Origin of the sequence: uncultured Tateyamaria sp. (genome assembly GCF_947503045.1) — a bacterium.
GTDB lineage: Bacteria > Pseudomonadota > Alphaproteobacteria > Rhodobacterales > Rhodobacteraceae > Tateyamaria.
Genome location: NZ_CANNCF010000002.1, coordinates 79466 through 95490, shown reverse-complemented (window position 1 = coordinate 95490; position 16025 = coordinate 79466). Strand labels below are relative to the sequence as shown.

11 protein-coding genes are annotated in these 16025 nt (G+C 62.7%); 5 read left to right on the top strand and 6 right to left on the bottom strand.

All coding sequences use genetic code 11. The annotated features are described in order from the left end of the window. Positions 1-18 precede the first annotated feature (18 nt). From Q1A89_RS08910 to xdhA, 4 genes are read right to left on the bottom strand one after another with little or no spacing between them, the layout of a single operon-like run. Entirely contained in the window at positions 19-1536 is a 1518-nt protein-coding gene (locus tag Q1A89_RS08910; protein WP_299726470.1) for an ABC transporter ATP-binding protein, read from the bottom strand. Next, the gene (gene xdhC / locus Q1A89_RS08905; protein ID WP_299726468.1) at positions 1533-2456 is read right to left on the bottom strand and encodes a xanthine dehydrogenase accessory protein XdhC; all 924 of its coding nucleotides are present in this window, start codon (positions 2454-2456) and stop codon (positions 1533-1535) included. The genes Q1A89_RS08910 and xdhC overlap by 4 nt, the downstream gene beginning before the upstream one ends. Next, positions 2449-4749: a xanthine dehydrogenase molybdopterin binding subunit gene (gene xdhB / locus Q1A89_RS08900; protein WP_299726466.1), complete on the bottom strand. Its 2301-nt coding sequence runs from the start codon at positions 4747-4749 to the stop codon at positions 2449-2451. Before xdhB ends, xdhC begins: the two co-directional genes overlap by 8 nt. Then, complete coding sequence (gene xdhA / locus Q1A89_RS08895) at positions 4746-6131, bottom strand: xanthine dehydrogenase small subunit (RefSeq protein ID WP_299726464.1); 1386 nt, start codon at positions 6129-6131, stop codon at positions 4746-4748. The genes xdhB and xdhA overlap by 4 nt, the downstream gene beginning before the upstream one ends. 215 nt (positions 6132-6346) lie before the next feature. Between xdhA and dnaE the strand changes: the two genes are divergently transcribed. Next, positions 6347-9847: a DNA polymerase III subunit alpha gene (gene dnaE / locus Q1A89_RS08890; protein ID WP_299726462.1), complete on the top strand. Its 3501-nt coding sequence runs from the start codon at positions 6347-6349 to the stop codon at positions 9845-9847. 153 nt (positions 9848-10000) lie between these two features. Then, entirely contained in the window at positions 10001-11026 is a 1026-nt protein-coding gene (locus Q1A89_RS08885; RefSeq protein WP_299726459.1) for a hypothetical protein, read from the top strand. Between the two features lie 244 nt (positions 11027-11270). Here the strand turns inward: Q1A89_RS08885 and Q1A89_RS08880 are convergent, their stop codons facing one another. After that, a complete protein-coding gene (locus Q1A89_RS08880) occupies positions 11271-11465 on the bottom strand; it encodes a SlyX family protein (protein WP_299729097.1) in 195 nt (64 codons plus the stop codon). A gap of 117 nt (positions 11466-11582) precedes the next feature. Between Q1A89_RS08880 and hisS the strand changes: the two genes are divergently transcribed. Genes hisS through hisG form a run of 3 tightly spaced genes read left to right on the top strand, consistent with a single transcriptional unit; the run spans position 11583 to position 14811 of the window. Beyond that, positions 11583-13058, top strand: coding sequence for a histidine--tRNA ligase (gene hisS, locus Q1A89_RS08875; RefSeq protein ID WP_299726456.1), 1476 nt, complete (start codon positions 11583-11585; stop codon positions 13056-13058). Continuing rightward, entirely contained in the window at positions 13055-14125 is a 1071-nt protein-coding gene (locus Q1A89_RS08870) for an ATP phosphoribosyltransferase regulatory subunit (protein WP_299726453.1), read from the top strand. The genes hisS and Q1A89_RS08870 overlap by 4 nt, the downstream gene beginning before the upstream one ends. Further along, positions 14122-14811 (top strand): ATP phosphoribosyltransferase, encoded by a 690-nt coding sequence (gene hisG, locus Q1A89_RS08865; RefSeq protein WP_299726450.1) that lies wholly within the window; start codon positions 14122-14124, stop codon positions 14809-14811. Before Q1A89_RS08870 ends, hisG begins: the two co-directional genes overlap by 4 nt. A 98-nt stretch (positions 14812-14909) precedes the next feature. On the opposite strand, the gene Q1A89_RS08860 is transcribed toward hisG, so the two are convergent. Further along, positions 14910-15923 (bottom strand): LysM peptidoglycan-binding domain-containing protein, encoded by a 1014-nt coding sequence (locus Q1A89_RS08860; protein WP_299726447.1) that lies wholly within the window; start codon positions 15921-15923, stop codon positions 14910-14912. Positions 15924-16025: the final 102 nt, after the last annotated feature.

Genomic DNA, 16025 nt, shown 5'->3' with positions numbered 1-16025 from the left:
TATGCACGGATCGACGGATCACACATGTGCAACCTCCATTCCGTGCGCGCCGCCGAGCATCAGGCCGATCTGTTCCACATTGAGACCAGAGGTTGGTTTGGGCGCGCTCAACCGCCCCTCGTTCAGCGCAGCAAAGCGATCCGAGATTTCCATCAACTCGTCCAGATCCTGGCTGATGATCACCAGCGCCGCGCCGCCAGCGGCCAGATCAAGCAGGGCCTGCCGGATGTCAGCGGCTGCAGCGGCATCCACGCCCCACGTGGGTTGATTGACCACCAGCACTTCGGGGCGCTGCAACACCTCGCGCCCGATCACGAATTTCTGCAGGTTCCCGCCCGACAGCGACCGCGCGGCATTGTGCGGCCCCGGCGTGCGCACATCGAATTCAGTGATAATCCTCTCGGCAAAGCCGCGCGCCTTGGTCCAGTTCAGCATTCCACTGCGCGCCAGACCTTCGCGGGTCATACCGGTCAGCATCGCGTTTTCCGTCAGGGACATGTCGGGTGCTGCGGCGTGCCCCAGCCGTTCTTCGGGGGCAGCCAGCACGCCCAATCCGCGCCGCGCCTCGGGGCCGATGGTGGACAGATCGCCCCCTTTGAAGCTGACCATGCCGTTTCCGCAGGGCAATTCGCCCGACAACACGCCCAGCAATTCGTCCTGTCCGTTGCCCGCAACTCCGCCGATGCCCAGCACTTCGCCCGCCCGCACTTCGAACGAAATGTCCTTGAGTGCCATGCCAAAGGCCGAGGGCGAGGCCGCAGACAGCCCGGTAACCGACAGCATCACTTCGCCTGCGTCATGGGCAGCGGCCTTGGGCGTGGCCAGCGTGCTGCCCACCATCATTTCCGCCATCTCGCGCGCCGAGGTGTCGCGCGGCACGCAGGTGCCAACGTTCTTGCCACCCCGCAGAATGGTCGCCGCATCGCAAAGCGCGCGGATTTCCTCGAGCTTGTGCGAGATGTAAAGGATCGCCGTGCCTTCTTCTTTCAGCTTGCGCAGGGTCTCGAACAGAATGTCGACCTCTTGCGGGGTCAGCACCGATGTCGGCTCGTCCATGATCAGCAGTTTCGGGTCCTGCAGAAGGCAGCGGATGATCTCGACCCGCTGCCGTTCGCCTGCAGAGAGATCCCCGACCGTGCGGTCCGGCGACAACGGCAGGCCGTAGGTTTCAGACACCTCGCGGATGCGGGTGGCCAGCGTCGCCATGGGCGGAGGGGCCTCCATCCCAAGAGCGATGTTTTCGGCTACGCTCAGCGCATCAAAAAGGGAAAAGTGCTGGAACACCATGCCGACACCGGCACCCCGAGCAGCCCGCGGATCAACGGGAGCAAAGGCCGTACCATGCATCTGCATCACGCCGCTGTCGGGCTTGACTAGTCCGTATATTATCTTCACCAGAGTGGATTTCCCCGCCCCGTTCTCGCCCAGCAGCGCGTGGATTTCACCGACGCCGATGTCCAGCGTCACGTCATCGTTGGCGATCACGCCGGGATAGGCCTTAGTCAGCCCCGAAAGCGCCAAAAGGGGGGTCGTCATGCGTGTACCTCCGTCCGGGGTCGGGCCTGCCTGCGCTCCATCAGTAGCCGATGGGCGACGCCAATCGCAATCATATGTGGCTGTTTGCCCAAGGCCGGATCGCCGATGGGGCAGGTGATGCGCGCAATTTGATCCGCACGATGCCCGAGTGCGTCGAGCCGCTTGCGAAAGCGCGCCCATTTGGTCGCCGACCCGATCAGCCCTGCGCTGCCGAACCCATGGGTCAGCAAGGCGTGGCAAAGAGACAGGTCGAGGTCATGAGAATAGGTCAGGATCAGATGATCCGCATGCGCAGGCGTGCGGGACACCAGCCGGGCTGGATCGCGCGCAGGCACAACGGTGATCCCGTCAGGCACAACATCCGGAAACCGCTCCGCGCCGGTATCGACCCATGTGATCGCAATGCACGGCACCGGGTGCAAGACATCGACCAGTGCACGGCCGACATGGCCGGCCCCCCAGATCCACAATGGGCGATCCGGGGCACGCACCCCTTCCACGATCCAGCCCTCAATCCGCTGCGGCTCAGGAATTTGCCCCTGATTGCGTGCTTCCCTGAGGATGCGCTTGACCGCCAACGGCATCGCCCCCGACCCGCGCGCGATGACATCCGTCGGCAGGGCAATGGCGCGGGACAGATCATAGACTTCGCTCAGCACCTCAACGGCCCCACCACAGCATTGACCCAAGTCAGGTCCCAGCGCATGGCGGCTGACCCGGTCCTGCTCCAAGCCGCGCGCGGCCTGCGCCAGTTGGTATTCCAACGCGCCGCCGCCAATGGTGCCCGACTGCCCGCGATCCCAGACACACATCGCCGCCCCAACCTCGCGTGGGGCCGATCCGTGAACAGCCGCAATCACGACGCGCACAACACGGCCATGGGCTTCGCAGGCCGCGATCAGAGCGTCCCGGTCAAACATCGCGGGCCCGGTGGATGGCGGCCAACACGGCCTCGGCCGTGGCGGGGGCGTGCAGGTCCGGAAAGGTAGGGCCGCAGGCCGAAACTGCGTCGCTCAGCGCCAGAAACGCCGAAATGCCCAGCATCAGTGGCGGCTCGCCTACAGCTTTGGACTTGTAGATCGTGTCGGCGCGGTTTTCACCCTCCCACAGGGCCACGTTGAACACGGGCGGGCGGTCCGCACAGGCCGGAATCTTGTAGGTTGACGGCGCATGCGTACGCAGGCGTCCCTGATCGTCCCAAACCAACTCCTCGGTCGTGAGCCAGCCCGCACCCTGCACATAGCCCCCCTCGACCTGCCCAATGTCGAGGGCCGGGTTCAGAGAGGCCCCGGCATCATGCAGGATATCAGCGCGCAGGATGCGGTTTTCGCCTGTCAGCGTGTCGACAACCACCTCGCTCACCGCCGCGCCATAGGCAAAGTAGAAGAACGGGCGACCCTGACCCTTGATCCGGTCCCATTCGATGTCGGGGGTTTTGTAAAACCCCGTGGCCGACAGGCTGATGCGGGCCTGATGGATCAGCGCTGCGACCTCGGCAAAGCTGTAATCGGCCTTGCCTGCCTGCACACGACCCTCTTCAAACTTCACCGCATCAGGCCTGCATTGGTGCAATTGTGCCAGATATTCAGCCATCCGGTCGCGAATGGTATCGCAGGCGGCCTTCACGGCCATCCCATTGAGATCGCTGCCAGAAGAGGCCGCCGTCGCCGAGGTGTTGGGCACCTTGGCCGTATCCGTCGCAGTGATCTTGATGGCTTTCAGCGGCACACCAAATCGACTCGCCGCCACCTGCGCCACCTTCTGGAACAGACCCTGACCCATTTCAGTGCCGCCGTGATTGAGGTGGATCGACCCATCCGCATAGACATGCACCAGCGCGCCCGCCTGATTGAGATGGGTGAGGGTGAAGGAAATCCCGAATTTCACCGGCGTCAGCGCGATGCCCTTCTTGAGCACCGGATTGGCAGCGTTCCACTCCGCAATCGCGGTGCGGCGCGCGTCGTAATCCGAACGGGCGCGCAATTGCTCGACCAACCCGTCCAGAATGAAATCGGTCACAGGCTGACCATAAGGCGTTGTCTGCGCCTTCATTGTTCCGGAAATATGCCCGCCAGAGGCATAGAAATTCTTCTGGCGCACCACCAGCGGATCATGCCCGAGTTCCGCAGCGACGTGATCCACGATCCGCTCCATCCCCAGCATACCTTGCGGGCCGCCAAAACCGCGGAAGGCCGTGGCGCTCTGGGTATTGGTGCGCAAGCGGTGGCTTTCGATGCGCACATCAGGCAGCCAATAGCCATTGTCCGCATGCAGCATGGCCCGATCCGCGACCGGCAGGGACAGATCCAGTGCCCAGCCGCAGCGGGTAAAGTGGCGCACATCCAGTGCCGTAATGTGCCCTTCATCATCAAAGCCGACGTCGTAGTCGATCCGGAAATCGTGCCGTTTGCCGGTGACAATCATGTCGTCATCGCGGTCGTAACGCATCTTGCACGGACGCCCAGTTAGACGCGCGGCCACCGCGCAGGCAACGGCCAACGCATTGCCCTGGCTTTCCTTACCGCCAAAGCCGCCGCCCATTCGGCGGGTTTCCACCCGGACAGCGTGCATGGGCAGACCGATGGCATCCGCCACCTTGTGCTGGATTTCGGTGGGATGCTGGGTCGAGGAGATAACATGCATGTCCCCATCCTCGCCGGGCAGTGCGAGGGCGGCCTGACCTTCGAGATAGAAATGCTCCTGCCCGCCGATATGCAGGCTGCCGCTCAACGTGTTTTCGGCAGCATCCAGCGCGCCCGCCGCGTCGCCACGTTCATAGATGCGCGGGCCGTCCTCGAAACGGGAGTCGGCGGCCAGCGCCTCCTCTATCGAGAAGATCGGTGTGGTTTCGACAAATTCGATCCGCGCCTGACGGGCAGCAAAGCGGGCCTGCAAATGCGTTTCGGCGATCACTGCAAATACAGGTTGCCCCATGTAGTGCACAGCCTCGGTGGCCAGCAGCGGTTCGTCATGGGCCGAAGGTGAGACGTCATTGGCAAAGGGCAGATCGCTGGCCGTCAGCACAGCCACCACACCCGGGGCGTCGCGGACAGCGTTGAGATCCAGCGCGGTAATGCTTCCGCTAGCCGAAGTGCTGAGCCCAAAGGCAAGATGCAGCGTGCCGGTGGGCGTCGGCATGTCATCGACATAGCGCGCCGCACCCGTCACATGCAGATGGGCGGCATCGTGGGGCAGGGGCTTGGCGACGCTCATGCGGTCACCTGCAACACGTCGATCATCTGTCCCTGATCCTCAAGCCATGCCCGCAACAGCATGTTTTGCGCGGCCTCCATCCGGTACGAGGCAGAGGCGCGCATATCGGAAAGCGGAGTGAAGTCCTGCGAAAGCGCAGTCATGGCGGCGGCCACCGTGGTTTCGCTCCAAGGGTTGCCGACCAGCGCAGCCTCGGCCCCCGCGGCCCGTTTCGGCGTGCCAGCCATGCCGCCAAAGGCGAGCCGTGCGGCGGTGACCACACCATCCGCCACTTCGATCCAGAAACAACCGCAGACGGCCGAGATGTCCTGATCAAAGCGTTTGGACAGTTTGTAGCAGCGCAAATGATCGCCCGCGCGCGGGATCGTGATCGCCTCGACAAATTCGTTTTTGGCGCGGTCCTGTTTGCCGTAATCGACGAAGAAGTCTTCGAGCGGCAGGCTGCGCGCGCCGTCAACGCTGCGCAGATGCAAACTCGCCCCAAGCGCAATCAGGGCGGGCGAGCCATCCCCGATGGGCGAGCCGTTGGCGATGTTACCTCCGATGGTGGCGGCGTTGCGCACCTGCACCGAACCATAGCGGCGGATCAGCTCCGCAAATGCCGGATAGTGCGTGGCAATGGCGCTGTGCAACGCGCTGAGTGTTGTGGTCGCGCCAATGCGGATTTCGGTATCGGTGATGGTGACGCCCGCAAGGTCGGGAATGCGGTTGAGGAAAGCGACAGGGCCCAGCTCGCGGAATTGTTTGGTGACCCAAAGACCCACATCCGTGGCCCCTGCGATCAGGGTGCCGTCGGGGTTCTGGTCCAGCCATGTTGCCAGGGCGTCGGGCGTGGTCGGGGGCTCTGCCCCACGCTCCTGCGGAGCGTGCCCCGTGGTATTTTTGGTCAGAAGAAACCGGGCGTCATGCATGTGATCCGGGATCGGCGCAGTCTCGGCCTCTTTCGCGGCGCGGATGATCGGGGCGTAGCCGGTGCAGCGACAAAGGTTGCCCGCCAGTTGCGTGTCGTGATCTGTGGCCCCGTTCAGATGCGCGCAAGCCATGGTGGTGATGAAACCCGGCGTGCAAAATCCGCATTGGCTGCCATGGTGTTTCACCATCGCCTTCTGGATCGGATGCAGGGTGCCGTCAGCGGCGGCGATGCCTTCAACGGTGCGGATCGCCTTGCCCTCGATCTGGGGCAGGAACAGGATGCAGGCATTGAGCGCGCGCGCCCCGCTGTCATCCGTCACGATGACAGAACAGGCGCCGCAATCGCCTTCGTTGCAGCCTTCCTTGGTGCCGGTGAGGTGCTGATCCTCGCGCAGCCAGTCAAGAAGGGTGGTGGTGGGGGACGTGTCCGCAGTGACCTGTCTTCCGTTCAGAAGAAATGTCGTGTGCATGTCTGTAGCCTGCCGCGGTACCATGAGCCCTGAAAATGTGGCGCAGCCTCGATGCGGCGTAGAGGCGGGGACACGGGGCGTATCAGCACAGAGGCTATGCGGGGCGACCTTGTCTTGGCAAGTGTGATTGCGCGTTGCGCCGTGGTGCCGATTTGGTGTGCATAACTTTGCGCCACCACTGGATATAGCGGCAGGCTGGCCCTAGTCTGCATTCCATGACAGATGCCCCCCGATTCATTCACCTGCGCACCCATTCCGAATATTCGTTGCTGGAAGGGGCGATGCGCCTCAAAAAGCTGCCTGATCTGGTGCGCGGTGCGGACATGCCGGCCATTGCGCTGACGGATACCAACAACATGTTTGCGGCGCTGGAATTCTCGGTCGGAATGGCCGGGGCGGGGGTTCAGCCGATCATCGGCTGCCAGGTCGATCTGCAATACATCACACCGCGACCCGGCGAGCGCCCGCGCCCGCCTGCGCCCGTCGTTCTGCTGGCCCAGAGCGAGGCGGGCTACGAAAACCTGATGAAGCTGAATTCGTGCCTTTACCTGCGCGAAGGGTCGGAACTGCCCTTTGTCACGGTCGAGGAACTGGCCGGGCATTCTAGGGACGTGATCTGTCTGACCGGCGGACCGGAGGGCCCTGTGGGTATGCTGCTGCAGACCAGCCAGCGCCCGGCGGCAGAGGCGCTGATGGGGCGGTTGGCGGATGCTTTTGGTGACCGCCTTTATGTCGAATTACAGCGCCATCCGGGCGAGGGCGGTGCGCCCGAGGCCGAACGGCTGACGGAGCGCGGCTTTGTCGAGATGGCCTATGCGATGGACCTGCCTTTGGTGGCGACCAATGACGTCTATTTCCCCAAGGCGGACATGTATGAAAGCCACGATGCGCTGATCTGCATCGCTGATGGCGCTTATGTGGACCAACAAGAACCGCGCCGCCGCCTGACGCCGCAGCACTATTTCAAATCTCAGGCCGAGATGGTGACGTTGTTTGCCGATCTGCCCGAGGCCATTGAAAACACCGTGGAAATCGCGCGCCGCTGTGCGTTCATGGCCTATCGGCGTGACCCGATCCTGCCCAAGTTCGCCGATGACGAAGTTGAGGAGTTGCGCAAGCAGGCCAATGCCGGGCTTGTTGAGCGGCTCAAGGTCATTCCCCACGCGGCATCGGTCGAAGAATACCAGAAACGGCTCGATTTCGAGCTGGACATCATCGAGGGCATGGGCTTTCCCGGCTACTTTCTGATCGTTGCCGATTTCATCAAATGGGCCAAGGACGAGAACATTCCGGTAGGCCCGGGCCGTGGCTCGGGGGCTGGCAGCCTTGTGGCCTATGCGCTGACGGTCACCGACCTTGACCCTTTGCGCTACGCGCTGCTGTTCGAGCGGTTCCTCAACCCCGAGCGGGTCAGCATGCCAGACTTCGACATCGACTTTTGCATGGACCGGCGCGAGGAAGTGATCCGCTATGTGCAAGGCAAATACGGGCGCGACAAGGTGGGGCAGATCATTACCTTTGGCGCGCTGCTGTCCAAGGCAGCAGTGCGCGATATTGGGCGGGTTTTGCAGATGCCTTACGGGCAGGTGGATCGCCTGTCCAAGCTGATCCCGGTCGAGGGGGTCAAACCCGTCAGCATCGAAAAGGCGCTGGCGGATGAGCCGCGCCTGCGCGAAGAGGCGCGCAACGAAGAGGTGGTCGCGCGCCTGCTCGAATATGGCCAGCAGGTCGAAGGGCTGCTCAGGAATGCCTCCACCCACGCCGCTGGGGTGGTGATCGGCGACCGGCCGCTCGATGCGCTGGTGCCGCTGTATCAGGATCCGCGCTCCGACATGCCTGCAACCCAGTTCAACATGAAATGGGTGGAACAGGCGGGGCTTGTCAAATTCGACTTTCTGGGCCTGAAAACACTGACCGTGATCCAGAACGCCGTGGAACAAATCCTTGCAGCGGGTCGCCCATTGCATGTGGCAGCCGATGGCACCGAACTCTACACACCTGCGCCGGGGATGGAGAACGACATCGGGGGCATCCCGCTGGACGACGAGGCGTCGTACAAACTTTACGCTTCGGCCAAGACAGTGGCGGTGTTCCAGGTGGAAAGCTCGGGCATGATGGATGCCCTGAAACGAATGAAGCCGGACTGCATCGAGGATATCATCGCCCTTGTCGCCCTCTATCGACCGGGCCCGATGGAGAACATCCCGAAGTTCTGTGAAGTCAAGAACAAGCTGTCCGAGCGCGAGACGCTGCACCCGACCATCGACCACATTTTGGACGAAACCCAGGGCATCATTGTCTACCAGGAACAGGTGATGCAGATCGCGCAGGAAATGGCCGGATACAGCCTTGGTGGCGCTGACCTGCTGCGCCGCGCGATGGGCAAGAAAATTCAAGAGGCGATGGATGCCGAACGGCCCAAGTTCCTGAAAGGGGCGGGTGAAAACGGGGTGGACGAGGCCAAGGCGATCGAGGTCTGGAACCTGCTCGACAAGTTCGCCAATTACGGCTTCAACAAATCCCACGCAGCGGCCTATGCGGTGGTCAGCTACCAGACCGCATGGCTCAAGGCGAACCACCCGGTTGAATTCATGGCCGGGGTCATGAACTGCGATATTCACCTCACAGACAAGCTGGCGGTCTATTTCGAGGAAGTGCGCAAATCGCTTGATCTGCCTTGGGTGCCGCCTTGCGTGAACCGCTCGGATGCGACGTTCAAGGTGGTGGATGGCGCGCTGGTCTATGCGCTGGGCGCGCTGAAAAACGTCGGGGTCGAGGCAATGCGGCTGGTGGTCGAGGGGCGCGGGGACAAGCCATTTGCCACGCTGTTTGATCTGGCGCGGCGGGTCGATCTGAAAAAGGTGGGCAAGCGCCCGCTGGAAATGCTGGCACGGGCCGGGGCCTTTGATCAACTCGATCCAAATCGGCGGCGGGTGTTTGACGCACTGGATGCGCTGTCGGCCTATTCGGCGGCGGTGCATGACCAGAAGAATTCCAATCAGGTGTCCTTGTTTGGCGAGGCGGGCGATGACTTGCCCGAACCGCGCCTGATGCCGGTCGACGACTGGCTGCCTGCCGAACGGCTGGGCGAGGAATTCAAAGCGGTCGGATTTTATCTCTCGGGCCATCCGCTTGACGATTATATGGGCGCGCTGAAACGCAAGGGCGTGATCACGCTGGACGAGGTCACCGCCAAGGCCGAAAGCCAGCCGCTGGTGGCCAAACTGGCAGGCGTCGTCGCGGGTCTGCAGGTGCGCAAATCGGCACGTGGCAACCGCTTTGCCTTTTGCCAGATGTCGGACACGACCGGCGCGTTCGAGGTCACGCTATTCTCGGACAGCCTTGAAAAGGCGCAGGATTACCTGATCACCGGCGAAAAAGTTATCGTGACAGCCGAGGCGACGATGGAAGCGGACCAGCTCAAACTGTTGGGTCGATCAGTAGCGCCCATCGACACGGTTGTGGCCGATGTGGGTGGTATGGGTTTGCGCATTTTTGTCGACGCTCCGGCCGCCCTCACCTCGGTTGCTTCGGTGCTCGACGGGGCCGCGCAGGCGGCCAAGGGGGCAGGGCGCGGACCCATCACGGTGTGCCTGATGGATGACAGCCTGCCGGGCGAGGTCGAGATGGACCTGGGCGCCGAATTCCCCGTCACCCCGCAGATCAAAGGCGCGATCAAGTCGCTCTCTGGCGTCGTCGAAGTGCAGGAGATGTAGGCGGGAATCGCCCCCCTGACTGGACGCAGATGCGATCTCACGCTAAATCTACCATTCGGGGGGAGACACAAGACAATGCGCATTGCGTGGATGTTTATGCCATCTTTGCTGATACTTGGCGCATGTGGGGACCCACTTGCGGGTATTGAGCGCGTGTCTGATGGCGTGGATTTGCCCGACGAGGTCGTGTCGACCGCCCTGCCAACACAGGCGGAAATGGAGCGCGAGGAAAGCATCCTTTCCGGGCTGTTTCGCAAGAGCGCTGACGAGGTCCCCCCGCCGGTCGAGGATGCCCCGCTGATCGTCACCGATGGGACAGAAGAGACGGCCACTGACCCTGCGATATTGGTGCAAGACAGCGGTCCAGCGCCCGAGGCTGCCGCCGGTCTCACACCCGAAACACCCATTGCAACGCCGGAACCAAGACGCAGAGGCGTTCTGGGCTGGTTACGCCGTGGTGCTGTGGCAGAGGCTGAGGATCTGGTGGTTTCTGAAGATATAGAGGTGGGCGAAAACATCGGCCCCATTGATGCAAGCATCACCGACGGCGACGTTGAACCCGAACCGGTGGACATCGCATCGCTCGACCCCGACATCGCGATAGAAACACCACCAACCGAGCTGGTAGAGCCCCGAAAACGCCGCGGTCTGTTCGGGTCGTCTGCACCAGTACAAACTGCAGGTATGGCCTTGCAAGACACCGCCCCGGGCGCGGCCCTGCCATTTGGCGAAGTGGCGCGCGTTTGTGGCGCGCGCGCAGGCGACCTGGGCAAACTCGTCGAACAGGCCGCGCGCAAGGGGCGCGGTTACAAGCTGTATGACAGCGCCCCGGACAGCGCCTTCCCGCGCGCATTCTATGTGACCGGTTTCAGCGACAACTGCGCGCGTCAGTTCACCGCAGCGCTCGCTATATTTGGCTCCCCCGAATTTCACGAACAACTGCGCTATGGTCTGCCTGCCGAGGAATACCCCTATTCCACCACTGACCGCGCCTATGAGAAGGTGAAGGCCAAGATCTGTAATGTTCGACGCAATCAACCTTGCGGCGTGCGTGTGTCACGGCTGGAAAAAACAACGGCCTTTGTCAGCGTCTACGAACATTTCGGCGAAAATGCGCGCTGGGCAGACATGCTGCTGCATGACGGGGCGCTTCTGGCAACGTCCGTCAAGACGCCCTGAGCGTTGGGCGTGATTTGCGGGGCGGCCCTTCGGGGAGGATTTTTCCAAATCAGAGAAGACCAACCCGTTCATCGGATATTAAGGTTAATTCCCTTTGATTGACGTGCACCGGGAGCAGGGATGCGAACCGGTGTAATCGGAGAAGGCCCTTGGTCCTTGGGATCAAGGGCTGGACCCGGCCCTTCTCTGATTAAATAAAATCCTCCCCGAAGGGCCGGTGTGCCAAAGGCCGTCGCGCGGGTGTTCAGTAATGCGGCGGCCGTTCGTCACCGACCACGACGCCACCGCCACCTTGCGCCTCGCGCTCGGCCTCGCGCGCCATCAGCATCTGAGCACGTCGCGTCACCAGCGCAAGCTCGCGTTCCTGACGGGCCACGATGTCCGACAGGTCCTCGACTGTGCGGGTCAGATGGGCGATTTGTTCCTCAAGAGTATCGATGCGGCTGTTCATGAGGTCCATGTGGGGCAAAAGAGGCCTCTGTGCAAGCGGCGCGCACCTTGCCCCGCTGGGGACCATGGGCTAGTGACGCGCCCGAACCCCATGCGGAGTGCGATCATGGCAAAGACGAAAAAGACCCCGCGCCCCAAGGCCCAGACGCCCAAGGGCTTTGCCGACTATTTCGGCAGCGATGTAACTGAACGTGCCGCGATGCTGGCACGCATCGCCGAGGTCTATCATCGCTACGGGTTCGACGCGTTGGAAAGCAGTGCGGTGGAGACGGTCGAGGCGCTCGGAAAATTCCTGCCGGATGTGGATCGCCCGAACGAGGGTGTGTTTGCATGGCAGGAGGAAGACGGCGACTGGCTGGCGCTGCGCTATGACATGACGGCCCCGTTGGCGCGCGTCTACGCCCAGCACCGCAATGACCTGCCAAGCCCCTATCGCCGCTACACGATGGGTCCCGTCTGGCGCAATGAAAAGCCTGGGCCGGGTCGGTTTCGTCAATTCTATCAATGCGATGCGGACACAGTGGGTACGGCCAGCATGGCGGCGGATGCCGAGATTTGCGCGATGCTCGCCGACACGCTTGAGGCCGTCGGAATCGCACGCGGCGACTATGTGATCCGGATCAACAACCGCAAGGTGTTGAACGGCGTAATGGAGGTTGCGGGGCTGGCCGGTGAGGACAAGGGGGCCGAGCGCGGCATCGTCCTGCGTGCCATCGACAAGCTGGATCGGCTGGGTTCGGACGGGGTGCGCGCGCTGCTTGGCGCAGGGCGCAAAGACGAGAGTGGGGACTTCACCGACGGTGCGGGTCTGGGCGAAGCGCAGGCCGATGTCGTGATGGGGTTCATGGACGCCAAGCGGGACACAGGTGCCCAGACCGTGGCGCGTTTGCGCGAACTGGTCAGCGGGTCGGACGTGGGTGAGGCTGGTGTCGGCGAACTCGAAGAGATCGCCGCCCTCCTCGACGCCGCCGGTTACGGCCCCGACCGCATCGTCATCGATCCTTCGGTCGTGCGCGGCCTCGGCTACTACACCGGCCCCGTCTACGAGGCCGAACTTACCTTTGAAATCAAGGACGAAAAGGGTCGTCCACGCAATTTCGGTTCTGTCGCAGGCGGCGGGCGTTATGACGATCTGGTCAAGCGCTTTACCGGTCAGGAAGTGCCTGCAACTGGCGTCTCCATCGGCGTTGACAGGCTGTTGGCTGCTCTGCGCGCGACCGGCCGGATCGAGGCGCAAACCCATGGCCCCGTTGTCGTGACCGTCATGGATCGCGAGCGCATGGCCGATTATCAGGCGATGGTCGCCGAACTCCGTCAGGCGGGTATCCGTGCTGAGGTTTATCTCGGCAACCCCAAGAACTTTGGCAATCAACTCAAGTACGCGGACAAGCGCAATTCGCCCATCGCCATCATCGAAGGCGGCGATGAAAAAGAGCGTGGCGTCGTGCAGATCAAGGACCTGATCCTCGGCGCCAAGATTGCGGAAACAGCCACCCATGAGGAATGGAAAGACCGCCCCAGCCAGTTCGAAGTGCCCCGCGCCGAGATGCTGGCCAAGGTGCGCGAGATCCTCGCGGGATGAGTGAAGCACGCACCCGGGCCTTTGCCTTGCGCGACAGCTTTGTCGACGCGGGCGCGCAGGTGGTGGACCCGCCGGTGCTGCAGTCGGCCGACTTGCTGCTGGACTTGTATGGCGAGGATATTCGCGCGCGCGCCTATGTCACCAGCGACGCGATGCGGGGCGAACAGATGTTGCGCCCGGACTTCACCGTGCCCGTGGTGCGCATGCACATGGCGCACGGGGCCGATCCGGCGCGGTACACATACGCTGGCGAAGTCTTTCGCCGGCAGGAAGACGACCCCGACCGCGCCAGCGAATATCTGCAGGTGGGTTACGAGGTCTTTGACGGCAGCGACCCGGCGGCGGCTGATGCCGAGGTATTTTCGCTGATCTTTCAGACGGTTGCCCCGCTTGGCCTGCGCGCCGCGACCGGGGATATCGGGATTCTGATGGCGGCCGTCGAAGGCCTCAAGACAACCGAACGCCGCAAAGCCGCGCTGCGCCGTCACATCTGGCGCCCGCGTCGGTTCCGTGCGCTGCTGGACCGGTTCGGGGGTCGCACCGCCATCCCCGAAAGCCGCGCAAAGCTGCTGGCAGGGGAGGTCGGCACCGATGCCCCCCTGACCGGCCTGCGCAGCCAGTCCGAGATCGACGCCCGCCTTGCCGCGCTGGTCGAAGACGCCGCGCAACCCCCGATCAGCGGGGCGGAGATGGAGTGCCTTGATGCGCTGCTGGCGGTGCGCGAAACGCTGCCCTTTGCCTTGTCGCATCTGCACGATTTGTCCATCGATCTGCCTGCCATAAAAGTGGCGGTGGGTCGCGTCGATGCCCGGGCTGAGGCGTTATCCGCGCGCGGTGTCGACATAGATCGGCTGGAATTCGAGGCGAGTTACGGGCGCACGCTGATGGAGTACTACGACGGCTTTGTCTTTGGTTTCTACGCCGAATCCCGTCCCGACCTGCCCCCCGTCGCCACTGGCGGGCGCTATGATGCCCTGACCCGGCGCCTTGGCAAGGGCGTGGAAATCCCTGCGGTGGGGGCGGTCCTGCGCCCTGACCTGATGACCCTGCTGGAGGGTGCGTCATGAGCATCAAGCTGGGTGTACCGTCCAAGGGACGGCTGATGGAAAAGACGTTCGAATGGTTCGCGCGTCGCGATGTGACCCTGACCCGCACCGGGTCAGAGCGCGAATATTCGGGCGAAGTCGCGGGCATCGACGGCGTGGCGCTGGTGCTGTTGTCCGCGGGGGAAATCCCGCGCGAACTGGCCGCTGGGCGCATCCATCTGGGGGTGACAGGCACCGATCTGATCCACGAAAAGCTGCCGCTTTGGGAACAGCAGGTCAAACCGATTGCCGAGATGGGGTTTGGCCATGCCGATCTGGTGCTGGCCGTGCCTGCAGGTTGGGTCGATGTGGACCTGACCGAGGATCTGGATGCGGTTGCAGCGATGTTTCGCGACCACCACGGCTTTCGTCTACGAATTGCGACGAAATATCATAGGCTTGTGCGTGATTTTCTGCGCGAGGCGGGTGTGGCCGACTACCAGCTGGTCGACAGTCAGGGTGCGACCGAAGGCACTGTGGCCAATGAAACCGCCGAAGCGATTGCCGACATCACTTCCAGCGGAGAGACCCTGCGCGCCAATCATCTCAAGATCGTCAGCGATGGGTTGATCCTGGCCAGTCAGGCGACGTTGTGGCGCAGCCGCACGGCGCAGGTTGAGGATGCGGATCGCGCGGCGCTGAACACACTGCTCAAACGACTGGGCTAATCCAACTCACTTATGCTGCGGCTTGCCGCGATGCACCAACCCGACACAAAAAACGGACCCGGCCAAAGCCGAGCCCGTCAAACCGCATCCACAACCAGTCAGGTTTGCGGGATCACCAGACGCTGTCCAATCTGGATGCGCTCTGGCGACGAGAGCTTGTCGCGGTTGGCCTGGAAAATCGTCAGGTAATTGTTGGTGTTGCCGTAGAATTGCAGGGCGATATAGGCAAGGCTGTCGCCAGCCTCGACTGTGTAGTAGCGCTGCCCGTTTTCGACTTCGGTCACCTGCGCGGCGGCCGGGTTGATCTTGGCAAGGATGGCCACGGCCTCTTCTTCGATCTTAGCGCCAACCGCACGTTCTATGGGCGATCCGTTGGTCAGTGCGCGCTCGACCAGATCGAACAGGATGACGCGCCCGTCATAGACGCCATCGCTGGTCTTGACCGCGTCGCTGACGGCGATCATCCCGGCCTCTGCCGCCGAGGACAGCAGGGTTTCCAACTGCACCTGATCAATCAGCTTTTGCGGGAACCAGATGCGCAGAACTTCCTTTTCGTCTTCGGTCTCGGTGGTCAGCACATAGTTGCCAGCGACGGCGGCGGCTGCCAGTTCGTTAACGCCCTGGATCGCCACGGACATGGTTTCCCGACGGGCCTCGTCCTGAGCGAGCGCTGCGGACACCAGCGGATCGTCAGCGCGCGACATCAATGCCTCGATCCGTTCGGCTGTGGTTTTCTCGTCTTCCTCGACAGCGGCGGCTTCGACCTTCGGAGTTGGTGCGGCTGGAGCAACCACGGCAGGGACCGGCGCAGGGTCTGGCGCGACAACCTCAGGTGCGACGGCCACCTGTTCGACCTGCTGCACCACGGGCTGGGACAGGACCGGGGCAGGGGACAACAGGTCAACCTGCTCGGCGCGCGACACCACACCGCCCTGCTGCATCTCTTGCAGCAGTTGCGACATTTCTGCGATCTTGGCCTGTTGTGCCTGCCACTGCCCGTATCCGACCGTTGCCCCGATCCCGACGAAAAAAGCTCCGCAACCGATCACCAGCGGCAGCAGAACCCCGGAGCGGCGCGGTTGCACGTAGTATTGAGTGTCCTTCGGTTGCATTGTTGCTTATCCCTCTGTCTGTCTGCCCGAACGGGTCCGTGAGTGTGGACCCGCATGTGATGGGTCTGAATGTGTTTTTGTCCTGTCGCGTGCTGTGCCGGT